Source organism: Streptococcus sp. 20925_1_24 (assembly GCF_041432335.1).
GTDB classification, from domain to species: domain Bacteria; phylum Bacillota; class Bacilli; order Lactobacillales; family Streptococcaceae; genus Streptococcus; species Streptococcus mitis_BM.
In genome coordinates, this window is sequence record NZ_JAPVZM010000014.1 from 23,276 (window position 1) to 38,325 (window position 15,050).

Genomic DNA, 15,050 nt, shown 5'->3' on the forward strand with positions numbered 1-15,050 from the left:
CCTACCTCCTGTCCTTGCTATGCAGTACAACCACATAGCCATCTGGGCAAGTCACTGACACTTCCCTATCTATATATTCGTTAGAAGCGTACACTTTTTTAAAGAAAAAATTTTCCTCTGTCAACTCATACTTGGCTCCGAGAATGGTCAGCTGGCTATCCCGAACTGGCATAAAGGCTAGATAGTCGTAGTCTGAACGGGGTTCAAGCTGACTTGTCCCTTCTGGACAATAGGCAATCAAGTTTTGCCCATCCTCAATCACTATCTGGCGCATATAGGGTGCCAACTTGGGATTGCTAGGCAGAAAGACATTGGCCAGCATATGATCAATACGGCCACCCAAAGCACCAAAAATAGTAACCTGAGCCTGAGGATTTTGCTCAAAGATGGTTAAGAGAGCCAATTCCAAATCTGTATCATCTTTTTCTGGTCGGGCTTGGACAAAATGCTGGGCACGTTTTTGAATCACCTGTCGCTCTTCTTCGGTCACAGAATCAAAATCTCCGACTGCTAGAGCAAGAGGTAGTTTTTTCTCCAAGACCCAGAGCGAGCCTCGATCCACACCGACAAAACTATCAAAGTCTGTACGATAATGACCGCGGTCTCCACCGGCAAAAACGGCAACCCTAGTCCAGTTGTTTTCTGAGAGTTTGTACTCGCTCATTGACATCTCCCTTAAAGACATAGGAACCTGCTACAAAAACGGTCGCACCAGCTTCTTTGGCTTGGGCAATCGTTTTATCATCAATCCCACCATCAACTTCAATCTCAAATTTCAAACCTTTTTCATCACGAAGCGCAACCAACTCACGGACCTTATCCATTGTCTCTGGTAGAAAGGCCTGCCCACCGAAGCCAGGGTTAACTGTCATGACTAAAACTTGGTCAACTAGATGAAGGACATGCTTAATCGCCTCGACAGGCGTACCAGGATTGATAACGACTGAAGGTTTAACACCGAGTGAACGAATTTTTTGAAGGGCACCATGAATATGAGGCGTTGCTTCCACATGGATGCTGATGATATCCGCACCTGCACGCGCAAAGTCTTCTAAATGATGCTCTGGATTAGCTACCATCAAGTGGCAGTCAAAGACCATCTTGCTATGAGGACGAAGAGATTCGACCACACCCGCACCAAAACTGATTTGCGGTACAAAATGACCATCCATGATGTCGATATGTGCATATTCTGCCCCAGTTGCTTCTAGGCGTTTGATTTCACGTTCAAAGTTGGCATAATCTGCTGCCAGAATTGACGGAGCAATCTTGTATTGAGACATAGGTTTCTCCTTATTTTGGAATTTTTTTGCTGACTTTTTTATAAGTTTCTCTGCTATTTTCAATCTCACTGAAAAATTGCAGGTAGTTGTCAAAACGGAAGGTGGCAATAACACCTTCTTCAACTGCTGGCTTGACCGCACAGGACGGCTCATGGGTATGGGTACAAGTACGGAACTTACAGTCTCGACTGACACTAGCAATCTCTGGGAAGGACTGATTGAGGTCTTCAGCCGTTGATACTTCATAATCCAGTGAGGAAAAGCCTGGTGTGTCTGCGATTTTACCCCCATTGAGGTTGTAAAAACTAACAGCTCGAGTGGTATGGCGCCCACGACCCAGACTATCTGAGATTTCTCCTGTCTCAAGATTAAGGTCTGGTGCAATTTTATTGAGAAGGGTTGACTTCCCAACACCTGTCTGCCCCATAAAGACTGTAACCTTGCCTGTTAACAAAGGAAGGAGTCCCTCTTTACTGGTCACAAAGTCATAGCCGATGTCACCATAGATCTGCTGGTAAAAATCCAATTCTGACCGATCTTCCAACAAATCCATTTTAGAAATATAAATGATAGGATGGATGCCCTTATGCTCCAAAAGAACCAAGAAACGATCCAGCAAATTGCTGTTAAAATCAGGTTCCTTGACAGACATGATCACCACAGCTTGGTCAATATTGACAATAGGCGGACGGACCAGACTGTTTTTCCGTTCATGAATCTTGAGGATATAGCCTTCTGAATTTTCCTCGGCAGAGAAATCTACCCAGTCCCCAACGTAAGGGGTATGCCCTTTTTTTCGGAAATTCCCACGCGCGCGTGTTTGATAGACTTGGTCATCACTCTCTACATAGTAGAACCCAGCCAAGGCTTTAATGATTTGTCCCTGCATCTTAGAGTCCTTGCTCTTTAAGCGCATCTGCTAGACTGGCAAATTCTGCCAAGCTGAGAGCTTCCCCACGTACACTTGGTGACAAGCCTGCTTGGTCCAAAGCCTTGGTCAACTTGTCCTTGACCTCTTCAGTCTTGCCGAAGTAACCTGTCAAATTGTTCCACAAAGTCTTGCGTCGATGAGTGAAACTAGCCTTGGAAATCTTAAAGAAGAAGCTCTCGTCTTCCACTGCTACGGCTGGTTCTGGACGACGCACCATTTTCAAAATAGCAGAGTCCACGTTTGGTGCTGGCACAAAGACCGTACGAGGTACGATGAAGGCAACCTTGGCAGTCATGTAATACTGCACCGCGATTGACAGACTGCCATATGCCTTGGTATTTGGTTGAGCCGAGATGCGGTCTGCCACTTCTTTTTGCATCATGACGACAAACTCACTAAAAGGAATCCCACTCTCGATTAAGTGCATGAGAATAGGCGTCGTGATGTAATAAGGCAAGTTAGCTACTACCTTGATTGGCAGGTCAGGATTTTTGAAATTCTGGATATGCTGCGCCAAATCGACCTTGAGAATGTCCTCGTTGACCACTGTCACATTGTCAAAATCACGTAGGGTATCTGCCAAAATCGGCACCAAACGGTGGTCAATCTCAAAGGCCATGACTTGAGCTGCACGCTCAGCCAAAAACTCCGTCAAGGCACCAATCCCTGGCCCGATTTCGATAACATTAACCTGGTCATCAATCTCAGCCGTATCCACGATTTTTTGTAGGATATTGGTATCCGTCAAGAAATTTTGCCCAAAGGACTTTTTAAAGGTAAAACCGTGACGCTCCAGCACCGCCTTGGTCACGCTATAATCTGCAATTCTCATCTATTCTCTTTTCTATTATCTGTTACTACTATTGTAACACATTCCCCTTACATTTGGTGCCTGCTTAGCTATCCTCATAAGATTTCATAGCTTCTTCCACTTCTGCCAAAGTAACCCCAAACAACTCTAGGCGTTTGAGGAGTTGCTTGCCGTTAGAATAGCCGATTCGGAGAGCCTCTCCTAGATATTCTCGTCGCTTACGACTGTCTGCCCCTGCTAAAAAACCAAGGCGAATCAAGTCGCTACGACTGATGTCAAACTGACTCTCATGTTCAAATTGTTCTGTCACCTGAGCTAGAGCCGTTTTCAGGTCTTCATAGCTGGCATGTTCTATTCCCAGAGAACGCCCCTTGGTTTTGGACTTAGGAACAGCTTCATCTCGTTTGAGGAAGGCATGCTGAACCGTTGGAATGGCCGTCATAATCATACGACGAATCCGCTCCCCATTAAAATCTGGGTCTGTAAAGACAATGACTCCATGACGTTGGTGCAGGCGTTGAATCCGCTCTAGATCCTGCTCATTGATGGCAGAACCTCGTGTCTCATAGGTCTCTACATCGAAATAGCGTTTGAGATTGGCCGTATCATCGCGACCTTCAACCACGATGACTTGAGAAATTTTTTCTTTCATTACTTGCTGTCCAATCCAAAAATTCGTTCTGCATTTGCAGTCGTTGCTGCCGCTAGCTCTTCTGTCGTCATACCACGCAAGTCGGCGATAAAGTCCACTACATAGCGAGTATAGGCTGTTTTGTTTTCGCGACCCCGTTTAGGAACAGGAGCCAAGTAAGGAGCATCCGTCTCCACCAAAATCTTGTCCAAAGGAAGTTCTCTAGCAGCTTCTTGGATATCGGTTGCCTTCTTGAAAGTCACCACTCCTGAGAAGGAAATGGTCATGCCAAGCGCGACAAACTTCTCTGCCCATTCAAGAGTTCCTGAGAAAGAATGCATAATGCCACCCCGAGGACCAACTCCCTCGCTCTTGATAATCTCATAAGTATCTTCCAGCGCATCACGGGTATGGACAACAAAAGGTAAATTCAAGTCCTTAGATAGCTGGATCTGACGACGAAAAACCTGCTCCTGCACCTCTTTCGGCGCTGTCATCCAATGATAATCCAAACCAATCTCACCCAAGGCAACCACCTTTGGATGCTTGAGCTTGTCAAGCAAGTAGGTTTCAATCTCCTCTGTGTAAGTTCCAGCTTCTGTCGGATGCCAACCGATAGTCGCGTAAAGTTGGTCATACTCATCTACCAACTCCAAGGCACGCTCTATCGTCGGTTGATCAAAACCCACAATATTCATCTGTGTCACACCCATCTCAGTGGCCAAGGCAATTTCTTCTGCCTCACGTCCAGCAAATTCTTCTACATTCAAGTGTGTATGTGTATCAAAAATCATCTCTTCTAACCTCGTTTTCTATCTTCTATTATACCAAAAAAACTGACCTCTCTCCTCATCTGAAAAAAATATTCTAAAACCCATTATCATCTCTTGACGCTCTTTTTCCAAAGCAGTATAATAACACTTATTGAATTTTTCAACAAAGGAAACAACTATGTTTACAAAATTAAAACAGACCTTTATAGGCCGTCCTCTTAAGTCCTTAACAGAAGGCGAGGGAGGTCTGCTGGGAAAAATGCAGGCCTTAGCCATGTTATCAAGCGACGCTCTGTCTTCCATTGCCTATGGGCCTGAGCAAGTAGTCCTCGTCTTGGCTAGTCTCTCTCCTCTTGCTATATGGTGGAGCCTTCCTATCGGCCTTTTTGTCCTCCTACTTCTAGCCAGCCTGACCGTTTCCTACCGTCAAATCATCCATGCCTATCCTCAAGGAGGAGGGGCCTATATGGTTACTCGAGAAAATCTATCTCCCGAGCTAGGCTTGATTGCTGGAGGTAGTCTGCTGGTTGACTACATGCTGACCGTAGCAGTATCTGTTGCTTCTGGAGCTGATGCTATCACAGCAGCTCTCCCTGCTCTCCACCCTTACAACCTCCACATTTCCATTTTTCTAGTTTGCTTGCTCATGCTCTTGAACTTACGAGGGTTGAAAGAATCTGCCAGTTCACTGATGATTCCTGTCTATCTCTTTATCATCAGCACTGTCTTTCTCTTGCTCCATGGAATCTTTCAACTAATGACAGGGTCTCTCAGCTATCAGGCAACTTCACCTATTGGGCATGCTGTTCCGAGCCTGTCTATCGTTCTCATTCTAAGAGCCTTTACCAGCGGCTCTGCCTCTCTGACAGGAGTTGAAGCTATTTCAAATGCCGTTCCCTTTTTCAAGGCTCCGAAAGAAAAGAATGCCGCTCAGACCTTGACCATTATGTCACTGATTTTAGGTTTTCTTTTTGCTGGTATCACCTTCCTAAACTACTGGATGGGGATTATGCCTCAACACGGAGAAACTATTCTTTCACAGATGGCTCAAGGCATCCTTGGTAATTCCTTCTCAGGTCACCTTGGGTATTATATCTTCCAATTCTCCACAGCCTTGATTTTGGCCGTAGCTGCAAATACTGGCTTTTCGGCCTTCCCTATGTTGGCTTACAATATGGCTAAAAACAAATACATGCCCCATCTCTTTATGGAAAAAGGAGACCGCCTAGGTTACTCCAATGGAATTTTAACTCTGGCTTTTGGGGCTATGATTCTTCTTCTCATTTTTAATGGCAATACCGAACGCTTGATTCCTCTTTATACTATCGGGGTCTTCGTGCCCTTTGCCCTATCTCAGACTGGGATGATTCGCCATTGGAAAAAAGAAAAAGGGGCAAATTTCTTAAAACCTGCTCTTGCCAATATCCTTGGGGCTATCATTTGCTACGCTATCGTGCTAATCCTGCTCTTTTTCCGTCTCAGTGATATCTGGCCTTTCTTCCCGATTATTCTCGTACTCACCCTACTCTTCTTGGCGATTCACAGTCATTACCAAAAAGTGGCCCAACAACTACGACTCTATGAAGGCATCGAAAAACGTACCTACGATGGAAATCTAGTTCTCGTCCTAGTAGGGAATGTCACCCGTGTAAGCGTTGGAGCCATTAACTACGCTCAAAGTATCGGTGATGAAGTCTTAGCCATGCACATTTCTACTAAGGAAACAGCAGAAAAAGACCAAGAAATTCTCCAAGAATTTGCCGATTACTTCCCAACCATTACTCTGAAAAATATCAAGACCAGCTACCGCGACATCATCACCCCTACTGTCAAGTATGTCAAACGGATCTCTGAGGATGCCCAGAAAAAGAACTATACAGTCACTGTCCTGGTACCCCAGTTTATCCCTAATAAACCTTGGCAAAATATCCTGCACAATCAGATGAGCCTCAAACTCAAATATGCCCTCCGTTGGCACCAAGACGTCGTTGTCGCTAGCTACTCCTATCACTTAAAAGAATAAAGAAAAGGCCCTACCAGAAGCAAGAAGCTCTGGTAAGGCCTTTTTCTGAATCCTATCACTATGCTTTACTGAAAAGCGTGACTAGGCATATTATTGAATGTGGTTAGCTAAATCTTCCTGAGCTTTTTTATTTGACTCAGCTTTTTCTTTTAGCCATTTTTCATAGAGTTCTTGGTACTGTTTAGCAGTTACTGCCTCTTTTTGCAATTCAACATATTTGTAGTTATCAGCATTTCCTTTATTTCCAACGAATGAGAATGGACCTGTAAACGGTACAGTCTTACGGAAGATTGGATTAGCTCCACCACTTTGAACTGGTAAGAAGAGGGCGCTATCTGTCAACCAAGCTTGGGCTTCAGCGTATTTTTCATAACGAGCTTGAGTATCTGTGATTTCCGCGTCTGCCTGATCCAAGAGTTTCTTATAGTCAGAAAGACCAATCTTGTCCTTAACTTCCTTGTCTTTTCCTTCAGACAAGCCCATGTTTTTCAACTGAGAACCTGTCTCTGGATCAAGGATGGCTAGGTAAGTCTTCGGATCTGAGTAATCTCCACCCCATCCTGAGATGTCGATATCGTAGTCTTTTTGTTCTGCTGTATCTGCAAAGTAGGTTGCTTGGTCTTTTTCATCTGGGGAAAGTTGGATAACATCGATAACCACATTCTCCTTACCAAGAGTTTCTTCCACTGTTTGTTTGAAAGATCCAGCCTGTTGCACATCTAACTTAGCAGTCTGGTCAACTGGCATATCCAAATGAATTGGGAAGGTTACTCCCTGTGCTTGCAGACTTTCTTTTGCCTTCGCAAACTTCTCTTTGGCCTTTTCAGGATTCAAGAAGGCTTGCTTACCATCGTTTAGATTGATATTTGCCCAATCTTTACCGTAGTTGACAATTTTTTCATTGACAATATCACCAAAGTTCTTATCGCCAACTTGGACAAAGTTACTTGGTGTAACTGTGTTACGCAAGATACGGTCTGCTCCATCTTCACCATTTGTCTGTGCTGCATAAGCATGACGGTCAAAGGCAAAGTTGATAGCCTGACGGAAATCTTTATTCTGCATAGCTGCGCGTGAATCTGTCTTTTCCTTATCAGACTGTTTCATAGTTTGCTTGTAGCTTTGACGATTCACGTTGAAAAGATAGTAGAAAGTAACTGAGTTTTGTGGTGTGTAGGTAATCTTGTCCTCATTCCCCTTCTTGAGTTCAGCAAAGACTGAACTTGTTGGGAAGATACGTCCGTCTGTGTAGTTGCCTTCCAAAAATCCTCTCGCCAAACTATCTTGGTCAGAACCGTCAAAGAAAGAGAGTTTCACTTTCTCAATTTTGACATTGTCCTTATCCCAGTAATTAGGGTTTTTGTCAAATTCAATCAAAGATTTTGATGAGAAAGATTTAAACAAGTAAGGACCATTTGACAAGATACTTGATGGTGTCACACTTCCAAAGTCATCTCCCTTAGACTTCAAGAAGGCTTCATTTACAGGATTAAGGATACTTGCTGTAGTTTTAGAGTTCCAGTAAGTCTCAGGTTGGTTGAGGGTGTACTGTAGCGTGTAATCATCCACCGCCTTAACACCGACAGTTCCAAAATCAGATGATTTCCCTTCAACATAATCTGCTAGCCCCTTGATAGAGTCTTGCACCAAATACAAGTTTTCAGCCTTTTTATCCGCCGCATACTTAAGACCAGTCACAAAGTCATGAGCTGTTACATCCGCATACTCTTCTCCTTCAGAAGTGTACCATTTAGCTCCCTGACGAATCTTATAAGTGTAAGTCAAACCATCTTTTGACACAGTCCACGACTCAGCCATAGATGGAATGAGATTGCCATACTGGTCATTTTCCAACAACCCATCAATCAAGTTGGTTGTGATACTAGATGTTGAGTCTCGTGTAGAGGTAATATAATCCAAGGTATCTGGGTTGCTAACAAAGATATAAGAGTAAGTCTTGTCTGCACTACTTGATTGGGAAGACCCACATGCCGCTAGAGCTAGACCTGCTGTCAAAGCCATAGCTCCAAAAAGCATAACTTTTGATTTCTTCATGATTATTCTCCATTTTTACAGTATGTGAAATATTATACACCATTTAAGCAAAAATATAAAGCCTTTTTGAACTTTTTTACAAAAATAAAAATCAGTAGACTCGAGTTCCTACTGATTTTTGTTATAGTTCGTTTGGATTATGCAGCCAAAACTTTGCGTCCTTTACGACGACGAGCTGCCAATACGCGACGACCGTTTTTAGTTGACATACGGTTACGGAATCCGTGTTTGCGCGCACGACGAAGTTTACTTGGTTGATAAGTACGTTTCACGATGAATACCTCCTCATAGATTTTGTATTCGTTTAGCCGGCTATAAAGTGATCAGTTACTAAACATACTTTACTATTCTATCTGATTCTTTCACTTTTGTCAATAGCTCAAGGCAAATGTTTCCAGCTTTTTCAGATGTAAGCCCTATCTGCGATACTGTTTCAAGAAACGAGTCATTTTTTCTTGGATTTGGGCTAGTTCATCAACACGAGGAAGATAAACGATACGGAAGTGGTCTGGTTCCTGCCAATTGAAGCCTCGACCATGAACCAAGAGAACCTTTTCCTGCTTCAAGAAATCAAGGACAAATTGCTCATCATCATCGATACGGTACATATTGCGGTCGATTTTAGGGAAGATATAGAGCCCAGCCTTGGGTTTAACGGCAGACAAACCTGGAATATCTTGAATGGCATTGTAGATGAAATTTCTTTGCTCGTAAATTCGTCCACCGGGAAGGAGCAATTCATCGACCGACTGGTGGCCACCCAAGGAAGTTTGTACGACTTGTTGGGCCAAAACATTAGAGCAAAGGCGCATATTGGACAGCATATTGAGCCCTTCGATATAGCCTTTTACATGTGCCTTAGGTCCAGACAAGACCATCCAACCCACACGGAAACCAGCGATACGGTGGGATTTTGACAGACCATTCATGCTGACACAGAAAACATCTGGTGCTAAGCTCGCCACAGGCGTATGCACATGTTCATCCATTACCATGCGGTCGTAAATTTCATCCGCAAAGATAATCAAATCGTTTTGACGGGCAATCTCAATAATCTCCAACAAGAGTTCCTTAGGATAAAGGGCTCCAGTTGGATTATTTGGATTGATAAGGACGATTGCCTTGGTATTGGAAGTGATTTTTGACTTGATATCGTCAATATCTGGGTACCATTCTGCAGCTTCATCACAGATATAGTGAACGGCATTTCCTCCAGCTAGGCTGACAGCCGCTGTCCAGAGAGGATAGTCTGGCATAGGCACCAAGACCTCATCCCCATTGTCCAAAAGCCCCTGCATGGACATGACAATCAGCTCACTGACACCATTTCCAAGGTAGATATCATCAATATCTACATTTGGGAATTTCTTCAATTGGCAATACTGCATGATGGCCTTACGGGCTGAGAAAATCCCTTTGGAGTCAGAGTAACCTTCACTATCACGCGCATTCATAATCAAGTCATGAATGACCTCATCTGGCGCTGTAAAACCAAATTCTGCTGGATTTCCTGTATTCAGACGTAAAATCTTTTCTCCGTTTGCTCGCATTCGCATGGCTTCTTCCAAAACAGGGCCACGGATATCATAAGCAACATGCTCTAACTTACTAGACTTGTTATATTCTTTCATCTTGTTTCCTCAATTCGTCAGGATAGTAACATTATACCACTAGAAAGAGAATGCGACAAGTTTACTGAAATGGGTTACTAGGTTCGGATAGAAGAAAAACCTCACTAAAAGCAAGGTCAAGACAGGGGAGATAGCAGGTATTTTGCCAAAGACAGATCACATACCAAAAGATAAACCTAGAAAAAGCAAACCTAAAAAAGAGTCATAAAGAAGATTGAACATGAGGAAAAGCCCCCATATCATCAAGTAACCCCAGCGACCACTTCGTTTTGCAACCAGAAATAAGATTAGATGGTAGAGTACATGAAAGACTAAAAATCCGATAAACCCTGGATAAAGAAACGGTACCAGACTCTCTAATTGCCAGATCATGACAACTTCTACCAAGACTGAAACTAAGATGATTCCATAATAAAGGAAATTTGATTTTTTTGTTTCTTGAAAAGAGTGCTTCATCATTCTCCCTCCCTTCACTTCTTTCCTGCTGTCCTTTCTTTTATTTTATCATATATTTATATAGATGTTAAGCACTAACATTCTTTTGAAAAATACTTTTTTTGCTTTACTTCTATAGTGAAAAGGTTTACAATAATAGTAAGAAAATTTCAGGAGGTTTCATTATGGCACAACGTTACCAAAATATTATGGTCGCAATCGATGGTTCTAAGGAAGCAGACTTGGCTTTTGTCAAGGGAGTTCATTCTGCTCTACGAAACGACGCTAAACTCACCATCGCACATGTCATTGACACACGCGCTCTCCAAAGCGTATCCACCTTTGATGCTGAAGTTTACGAAGAACTCCAAGTCGACGCTGAAAGTCTGATGAAAGAGTACGAAAAACGTGCTAAAGATGCTGGGGTGGCAGATGTTCATATCGTCATTGAAATGGGAAATCCAAAGACCCTACTGGCACGTACTATTCCAGATGCAGAAGAAGTGGACCTCATCCTCGTTGGTGCAACTGGTCTCAACGCCTTTGAACGCCTCTTGGTCGGTTCTTCATCTGAATACATCCTCCGCCATGCTAAGGTTGATTTGCTGGTGGTGAGAGAACAAGAAAAAACCTTATAATCACGAAGAAAAGGAGCCCCCAGCTCCTTTTTATTTACTTTTTGTTTACGATTTATTTCTCTCTTTATGGCGTTCATAAGCCTTGAGCTGGCGCTGCAGTTCCTTTTTAATAGCAGGTTCTGGAGCATATTTTTCTTCCCAATCATCTGGTTTTAAGATTTTATGGGTCACTGGATCAAAATGAGCCTTGCCGTCAGGGAAAATTTTCCCCATATTAGCCTGATGGACAATGTCAAAAATACGTTCTGGGTCCACTCCCATCAAGACAAAACTACCGTAGGTAAAGTAAAGTGTGTCAATCAAGGCATCCACTTGCCCTACCAAATCTTGCTGAGCAGGCGTCTTCTGTGCTACCTTATCTGCTGCCTTATCAAGGGCCTGATGAAGTTGCGATAGAGCTTGACCAAAGTCCTCTTCAGAAGGGCTGGCAGCTCGAACAAACTCCACCAATTCTTCTATTTTAAAGCCAGCCCTATGGGTTGCACCTTCTAAATCCCAAGCTCGAGGTTCTTCTTGGGTTCGTTCATCCATCATGTGGTGGAAGGTCTTGACCTTATTGAAATGATAGTCACGGCTGACAAAGACTGTTTCTGAAGCTAAAACACCAAAATGTTCTAGGGCCTTATGGATTCCGTCTTGCTGATTGCTGGTGGTAATATGCTTAGCAACTTCCTTAACACTGCTACTACCATTTCCCATAGCGACCGACATACCAACACCTGCCAGCATTTCTAGGTCGTTATCTGAGTCACCAAAGGCCATGACTTGGTTGAGATCGAAACCATATTCTTTCCCAACTCGGCGTATGCCTTCCAATTTAGAATTTCCTTGATTGATGACATCCGCTGCAAAAGGATTGCTACGTGTCAATTTCAAATCTTGAAAATCTGCTGCCGCCTTCTCAGATTCTTCTGGTGTCATCAGCATCAAAACTTGGTAGATAGGCTGATTCATCAGATGAAGCAGGTCTTCTTCCTTTTGGGGAACAACCTTGCTGACCATACGATTAAAGGAATGACTCACTGTCCGAGTTAAAACTGAGGGAACGAAGCGACTGATTCGTTGGGAAAAAGAACCCAAACCAAAGGACATGATTTTAGAACCTAGCATGGCATCCTTGGTCCCTAGGGCAATCTCCTTGCCCTCTTTTTTAGCATAAGAAATTAGCTGACGCAAATGTAACTTGGAAATCGGGCTCGTAAACAAGACTCTTTCTTTAGTAAAGATATACTGGCCATTGTAGGTTACCGCAAAATCCAGATCCAAATCGTCCATCAATTCCTTAACAAAAAAAGGTCCTCGACCTGTCGCTACGCCGACAAGTACTCCTTGTTCTTTGACAATCTTAATCGCGTCCTTAGTGGATTTCAAAACACTCTTGCGATCGTTGACCAAGGTTCCATCGATATCAAAAAAAACAGCTTTGACTTCCATCCTATCCCAATCTCCCCTTTTGTGATACAATGATTATACCACATTTCAGAAAGAGTGAGTAAATCATGCCTAAGAAAATCCTTGTTTTACATACAGGTGGAACTATTTCCATGCAGGCCGATGCTTCTGGCGCTGTTGTGACTAGTTCAGATAATCCCATGAACCATGTGTCCAACCCACTTGAAGGAATCCAAGTCCACACCTTGGACTTTTTTAACCTGCCAAGCCCCCATATTAAACCCAAGCATATGCTGGCCCTCTACCAAAAAATCAAAGAAGAAGCGGCTAACTACGATGGAGTGGTAATCACACACGGGACCGATACTCTAGAGGAAACAGCCTATTTCCTTGATACCATGGAAGTTCCCCATATGCCTATCGTTCTAACAGGGGCCATGCGCAGCTCCAACGAACTCGGCAGTGACGGTGTTTATAATTATCTGAGTGCTTTGCGGGTAGCTAGCGATAACAGGGCTGCTGACAAAGGAGTTTTGGTTGTTATGAACGATGAAATCCACGCTGCCAAGTATGTTACCAAAACACATACGACCAACGTCAGCACCTTCCAGACTCCAACGCACGGGCCACTTGGTCTGATCATGAAACAGGAAATCCTCTACTTCAAAACAGCTGAACCCCGTGTCCGCTTTGACCTTGATCACATACAAGGATTAGTCCCTATCATCTCTGCTTATGCTGGTATGACAGATGAGCTGATTGATATGCTGGATTTGGAACAATTGGACGGTTTGATTATCCAAGCCTTCGGAGCTGGTAATATTCCCAAAGAAACGTCTCAAAAGTTAGAAAGCCTTCTGCAAAAAGGAATCCCAGTCGCCCTGGTTTCGCGATGCTTTAACGGTATCGCTGAGCCTGTCTATGCCTACCAAGGTGGAGGCGTGCAGTTGCAAAAATCTGGTGTCTTCTTTGTTAAAGAACTCAACGCCCAAAAAGCCCGCTTGAAACTCCTCATTGCCCTCAATGCCGGACTAACAGGACAGGCTTTGAAAGACTATATGGAAGGGTAAGTCTCTTAGAAAATCTCTTCAAACCGCGTCAACGTCGCCTTACCGTATGTATGGTTACTGACTTCGTCAGTTCTATCTACAACCTTAAAGCTGTACTTTGAGCAATCTGCTGCTAGCTTCCTAATTTGCACTTTGATTTTCATTGAGTATAATTCTCTCCTCTAAAAACAAATCAGGAAATCTTCACGATTCCCTGATTTTTTCTATTTACGTTTTCGTGTTGAACGACGTTCTGTCAAACCATGAGGTAAGAGAACTTCACGTTCTTCCAACTCTTCCTTGTGCATAATCTTAGTCAACATACGCATACTAATAGCACCAAGGTCATAAAGAGGTTGGGCAATAGTTGTCAAGTTTGGACGGGTAAAGCGTGAGATTTGTGAATCATCACTAGTAATGATTTCAAATTCTTCTGGTACTGACACACCCTTATCAGCAAGACCGTTCAAGACACCTGCTGCCAATTCATCACCTGTTACAACTGCTGCAGTTGCGTTTGATGAAATCAAGCGTTCTGCCAAGGCATAACCGTCTTCATAAGTGTATTTGGATTCAAATACCAATCCTTCGCTATAAGAAATACCTGCTTTTTTCAAGGCTTCCTTGTAGCCAACCAAACGAACCTTACCATTGATATCATCCACTAGTGGACCGCTAACGAAAGCAATGCGCTCATTTTCTTTAGCAAGGTAGGTTACTGCATCAATCGTTGCTTGTTTGTAGTCAATATTGACACTTGGAAGCTGATGTTCTACATCCACAGTTCCTGCAAGAACAACTGGTGTTCGAGAACGAGAAAACTCTGAACGAATTTTTTCAGTCAAGTGATACCCCATAAAGATGATACCATCCACTTGCTTAGAAAACAGGGTATTGACAACTGAAACTTCCTTGTCATCGTCCTCATCACTATTAGCAAGGACGATATTGTACTTGTACATTTCAGCGATATCATCAATCCCTTTAGCAAGTGTTGAGAAATAACCATTGGTAATATTGGGGATCACGACACCGACAGTGGTTGTCTTTTTACTTGCAAGACCACGTGCCACTGCATTTGGACGGTAATCCAAACGGTCAATCACCTCAAGCACTTTTTTACGGGTGTTCTCTTTTACATTTTTATTGCCATTGACTACACGGCTAACTGTCGCCATTGAAACTCCTGCTTCACGGGCGACATCATAAATCGTTACTGTATCGTCTGTATTCATTCCATTTCCTTTCTATATCATACCTCACGAGACTCCAAAAAAGAGACGGTATGAAAATTTCGTTTTCATGATTCCACTTATTCCATTTTATCACTATTTGTAAACACTTTCAAGTATTTTTTGAAGATTGTTTGAAAAAAATTTCATAGAAAGCTATGTTTAT

15 protein-coding genes are annotated in these 15,050 nt (G+C 43.1%); 3 read left to right on the forward strand and 12 right to left on the reverse strand.

Features of this window, described 5'->3' with window-relative positions:
• Position 1: 1 nt before the first annotated feature.
• The 6 genes from O3650_RS07800 to O3650_RS07825 form a co-directional block, all read right to left on the reverse strand.
• Complete coding sequence (locus tag O3650_RS07800; protein ID WP_261038619.1) at positions 2 to 664, reverse strand: thiamine diphosphokinase; 663 nt, start codon at positions 662 to 664, stop codon at positions 2 to 4.
• Positions 627 to 1,283, reverse strand: coding sequence for a ribulose-phosphate 3-epimerase (gene rpe, locus O3650_RS07805; protein ID WP_101786118.1), 657 nt, complete (start codon positions 1,281 to 1,283; stop codon positions 627 to 629). The genes O3650_RS07800 and rpe overlap by 38 nt, the downstream gene beginning before the upstream one ends.
• 10 nt (positions 1,284 to 1,293) lie before the next feature.
• Positions 1,294 to 2,172 (reverse strand): ribosome small subunit-dependent GTPase A, encoded by an 879-nt coding sequence (gene rsgA, locus O3650_RS07810; RefSeq protein ID WP_371491869.1) that lies wholly within the window; start codon positions 2,170 to 2,172, stop codon positions 1,294 to 1,296.
• A gap of 1 nt (position 2,173) precedes the next feature.
• Positions 2,174 to 3,046 carry a 16S rRNA (adenine(1518)-N(6)/adenine(1519)-N(6))-dimethyltransferase RsmA gene (gene rsmA, locus O3650_RS07815; RefSeq protein WP_371491852.1) on the reverse strand — a complete coding sequence of 291 codons (873 nt, stop codon included), beginning with the start codon at positions 3,044 to 3,046 and terminating at the stop codon, positions 2,174 to 2,176.
• Between the two features lie 64 nt (positions 3,047 to 3,110).
• Positions 3,111 to 3,677, reverse strand: coding sequence for a ribonuclease M5 (rnmV, locus tag O3650_RS07820; RefSeq protein WP_371491854.1), 567 nt, complete (start codon positions 3,675 to 3,677; stop codon positions 3,111 to 3,113).
• Positions 3,677 to 4,450 carry a TatD family hydrolase gene (locus O3650_RS07825; protein ID WP_371491856.1) on the reverse strand — a complete coding sequence of 258 codons (774 nt, stop codon included), beginning with the start codon at positions 4,448 to 4,450 and terminating at the stop codon, positions 3,677 to 3,679. Before O3650_RS07825 ends, rnmV begins: the two co-directional genes overlap by 1 nt.
• A gap of 157 nt (positions 4,451 to 4,607) precedes the next feature.
• Between O3650_RS07825 and O3650_RS07830 the strand changes: the two genes are divergently transcribed.
• A complete protein-coding gene (locus O3650_RS07830; protein ID WP_261090995.1) occupies positions 4,608 to 6,452 on the forward strand; it encodes an APC family permease in 1,845 nt (614 codons plus the stop codon).
• Positions 6,453 to 6,542: 90 nt separating this feature from the next.
• Here O3650_RS07830 and O3650_RS07835 read toward each other — a convergent pair whose 3' ends face one another.
• From O3650_RS07835 to O3650_RS07850, 4 genes are all read right to left on the reverse strand, one after another.
• Positions 6,543 to 8,507, reverse strand: coding sequence for a peptide ABC transporter substrate-binding protein (locus tag O3650_RS07835; RefSeq protein WP_371491858.1), 1,965 nt, complete (start codon positions 8,505 to 8,507; stop codon positions 6,543 to 6,545).
• Positions 8,508 to 8,644: 137 nt separating this feature from the next.
• A complete protein-coding gene (gene rpmH / locus O3650_RS07840) occupies positions 8,645 to 8,779 on the reverse strand; it encodes a 50S ribosomal protein L34 (RefSeq protein WP_000831905.1) in 135 nt (44 codons plus the stop codon).
• A gap of 144 nt (positions 8,780 to 8,923) precedes the next feature.
• The gene (locus O3650_RS07845; RefSeq protein ID WP_000666453.1) at positions 8,924 to 10,138 is read right to left on the reverse strand and encodes a pyridoxal phosphate-dependent aminotransferase; all 1,215 of its coding nucleotides are present in this window, start codon (positions 10,136 to 10,138) and stop codon (positions 8,924 to 8,926) included.
• Positions 10,139 to 10,294: 156 nt separating this feature from the next.
• Entirely contained in the window at positions 10,295 to 10,597 is a 303-nt protein-coding gene (locus O3650_RS07850) for a hypothetical protein (protein ID WP_371491860.1), read from the reverse strand.
• Positions 10,598 to 10,758: 161 nt separating this feature from the next.
• Here O3650_RS07850 and O3650_RS07855 point away from each other — a divergent pair, with 161 nt between their 5' ends.
• Entirely contained in the window at positions 10,759 to 11,211 is a 453-nt protein-coding gene (locus O3650_RS07855; RefSeq protein ID WP_000079148.1) for a universal stress protein, read from the forward strand.
• A 45-nt stretch (positions 11,212 to 11,256) separates the two neighbouring features.
• On the opposite strand, the gene O3650_RS07860 is transcribed toward O3650_RS07855, so the two are convergent.
• Entirely contained in the window at positions 11,257 to 12,645 is a 1,389-nt protein-coding gene (locus tag O3650_RS07860) for a Cof-type HAD-IIB family hydrolase (protein WP_371491861.1), read from the reverse strand.
• A 65-nt stretch (positions 12,646 to 12,710) separates the two neighbouring features.
• Here O3650_RS07860 and O3650_RS07865 point away from each other — a divergent pair, with 65 nt between their 5' ends.
• A complete protein-coding gene (locus tag O3650_RS07865; protein ID WP_261066322.1) occupies positions 12,711 to 13,673 on the forward strand; it encodes an asparaginase in 963 nt (320 codons plus the stop codon).
• A 203-nt stretch (positions 13,674 to 13,876) separates the two neighbouring features.
• On the opposite strand, the gene ccpA is transcribed toward O3650_RS07865, so the two are convergent.
• Positions 13,877 to 14,887: a catabolite control protein A gene (ccpA, locus tag O3650_RS07870; protein ID WP_001090627.1), complete on the reverse strand. Its 1,011-nt coding sequence runs from the start codon at positions 14,885 to 14,887 to the stop codon at positions 13,877 to 13,879.
• Positions 14,888 to 15,050 lie beyond the last annotated feature (163 nt).

Excerpts from the sequence above, each read along its gene's own strand:
- rnmV (WP_371491854.1), bottom strand. The coding sequence starts at position 3,677 with ATGAAAGAAAAAATTTCTCAAGTCATCGTGGTTGAAGGTCGCGATGAT.
- ccpA (WP_001090627.1), bottom strand. The coding sequence starts at position 14,887 with ATGAATACAGACGATACAGTAACGATTTATGATGTCGCCCGTGAAGCA.
- O3650_RS07860 (WP_371491861.1), bottom strand. The coding sequence starts at position 12,645 with ATGGAAGTCAAAGCTGTTTTTTTTGATATCGATGGAACCTTGGTCAAC.
- O3650_RS07865 (WP_261066322.1), top strand. The coding sequence starts at position 12,711 with ATGCCTAAGAAAATCCTTGTTTTACATACAGGTGGAACTATTTCCATG.
- rsmA (WP_371491852.1), bottom strand. The coding sequence starts at position 3,046 with ATGAGAATTGCAGATTATAGCGTGACCAAGGCGGTGCTGGAGCGTCAC.
- O3650_RS07850 (WP_371491860.1), bottom strand. The coding sequence starts at position 10,597 with ATGATGAAGCACTCTTTTCAAGAAACAAAAAAATCAAATTTCCTTTAT.
- O3650_RS07845 (WP_000666453.1), bottom strand. The coding sequence starts at position 10,138 with ATGAAAGAATATAACAAGTCTAGTAAGTTAGAGCATGTTGCTTATGAT.
- O3650_RS07800 (WP_261038619.1), bottom strand. The coding sequence starts at position 664 with ATGAGCGAGTACAAACTCTCAGAAAACAACTGGACTAGGGTTGCCGTT.
- O3650_RS07855 (WP_000079148.1), top strand. The coding sequence starts at position 10,759 with ATGGCACAACGTTACCAAAATATTATGGTCGCAATCGATGGTTCTAAG.
- O3650_RS07825 (WP_371491856.1), bottom strand. The coding sequence starts at position 4,450 with ATGATTTTTGATACACATACACACTTGAATGTAGAAGAATTTGCTGGA.
- O3650_RS07835 (WP_371491858.1), bottom strand. The coding sequence starts at position 8,507 with ATGAAGAAATCAAAAGTTATGCTTTTTGGAGCTATGGCTTTGACAGCA.
- rsgA (WP_371491869.1), bottom strand. The coding sequence starts at position 2,172 with ATGCAGGGACAAATCATTAAAGCCTTGGCTGGGTTCTACTATGTAGAG.
- O3650_RS07830 (WP_261090995.1), top strand. The coding sequence starts at position 4,608 with ATGTTTACAAAATTAAAACAGACCTTTATAGGCCGTCCTCTTAAGTCC.
- rpe (WP_101786118.1), bottom strand. The coding sequence starts at position 1,283 with ATGTCTCAATACAAGATTGCTCCGTCAATTCTGGCAGCAGATTATGCC.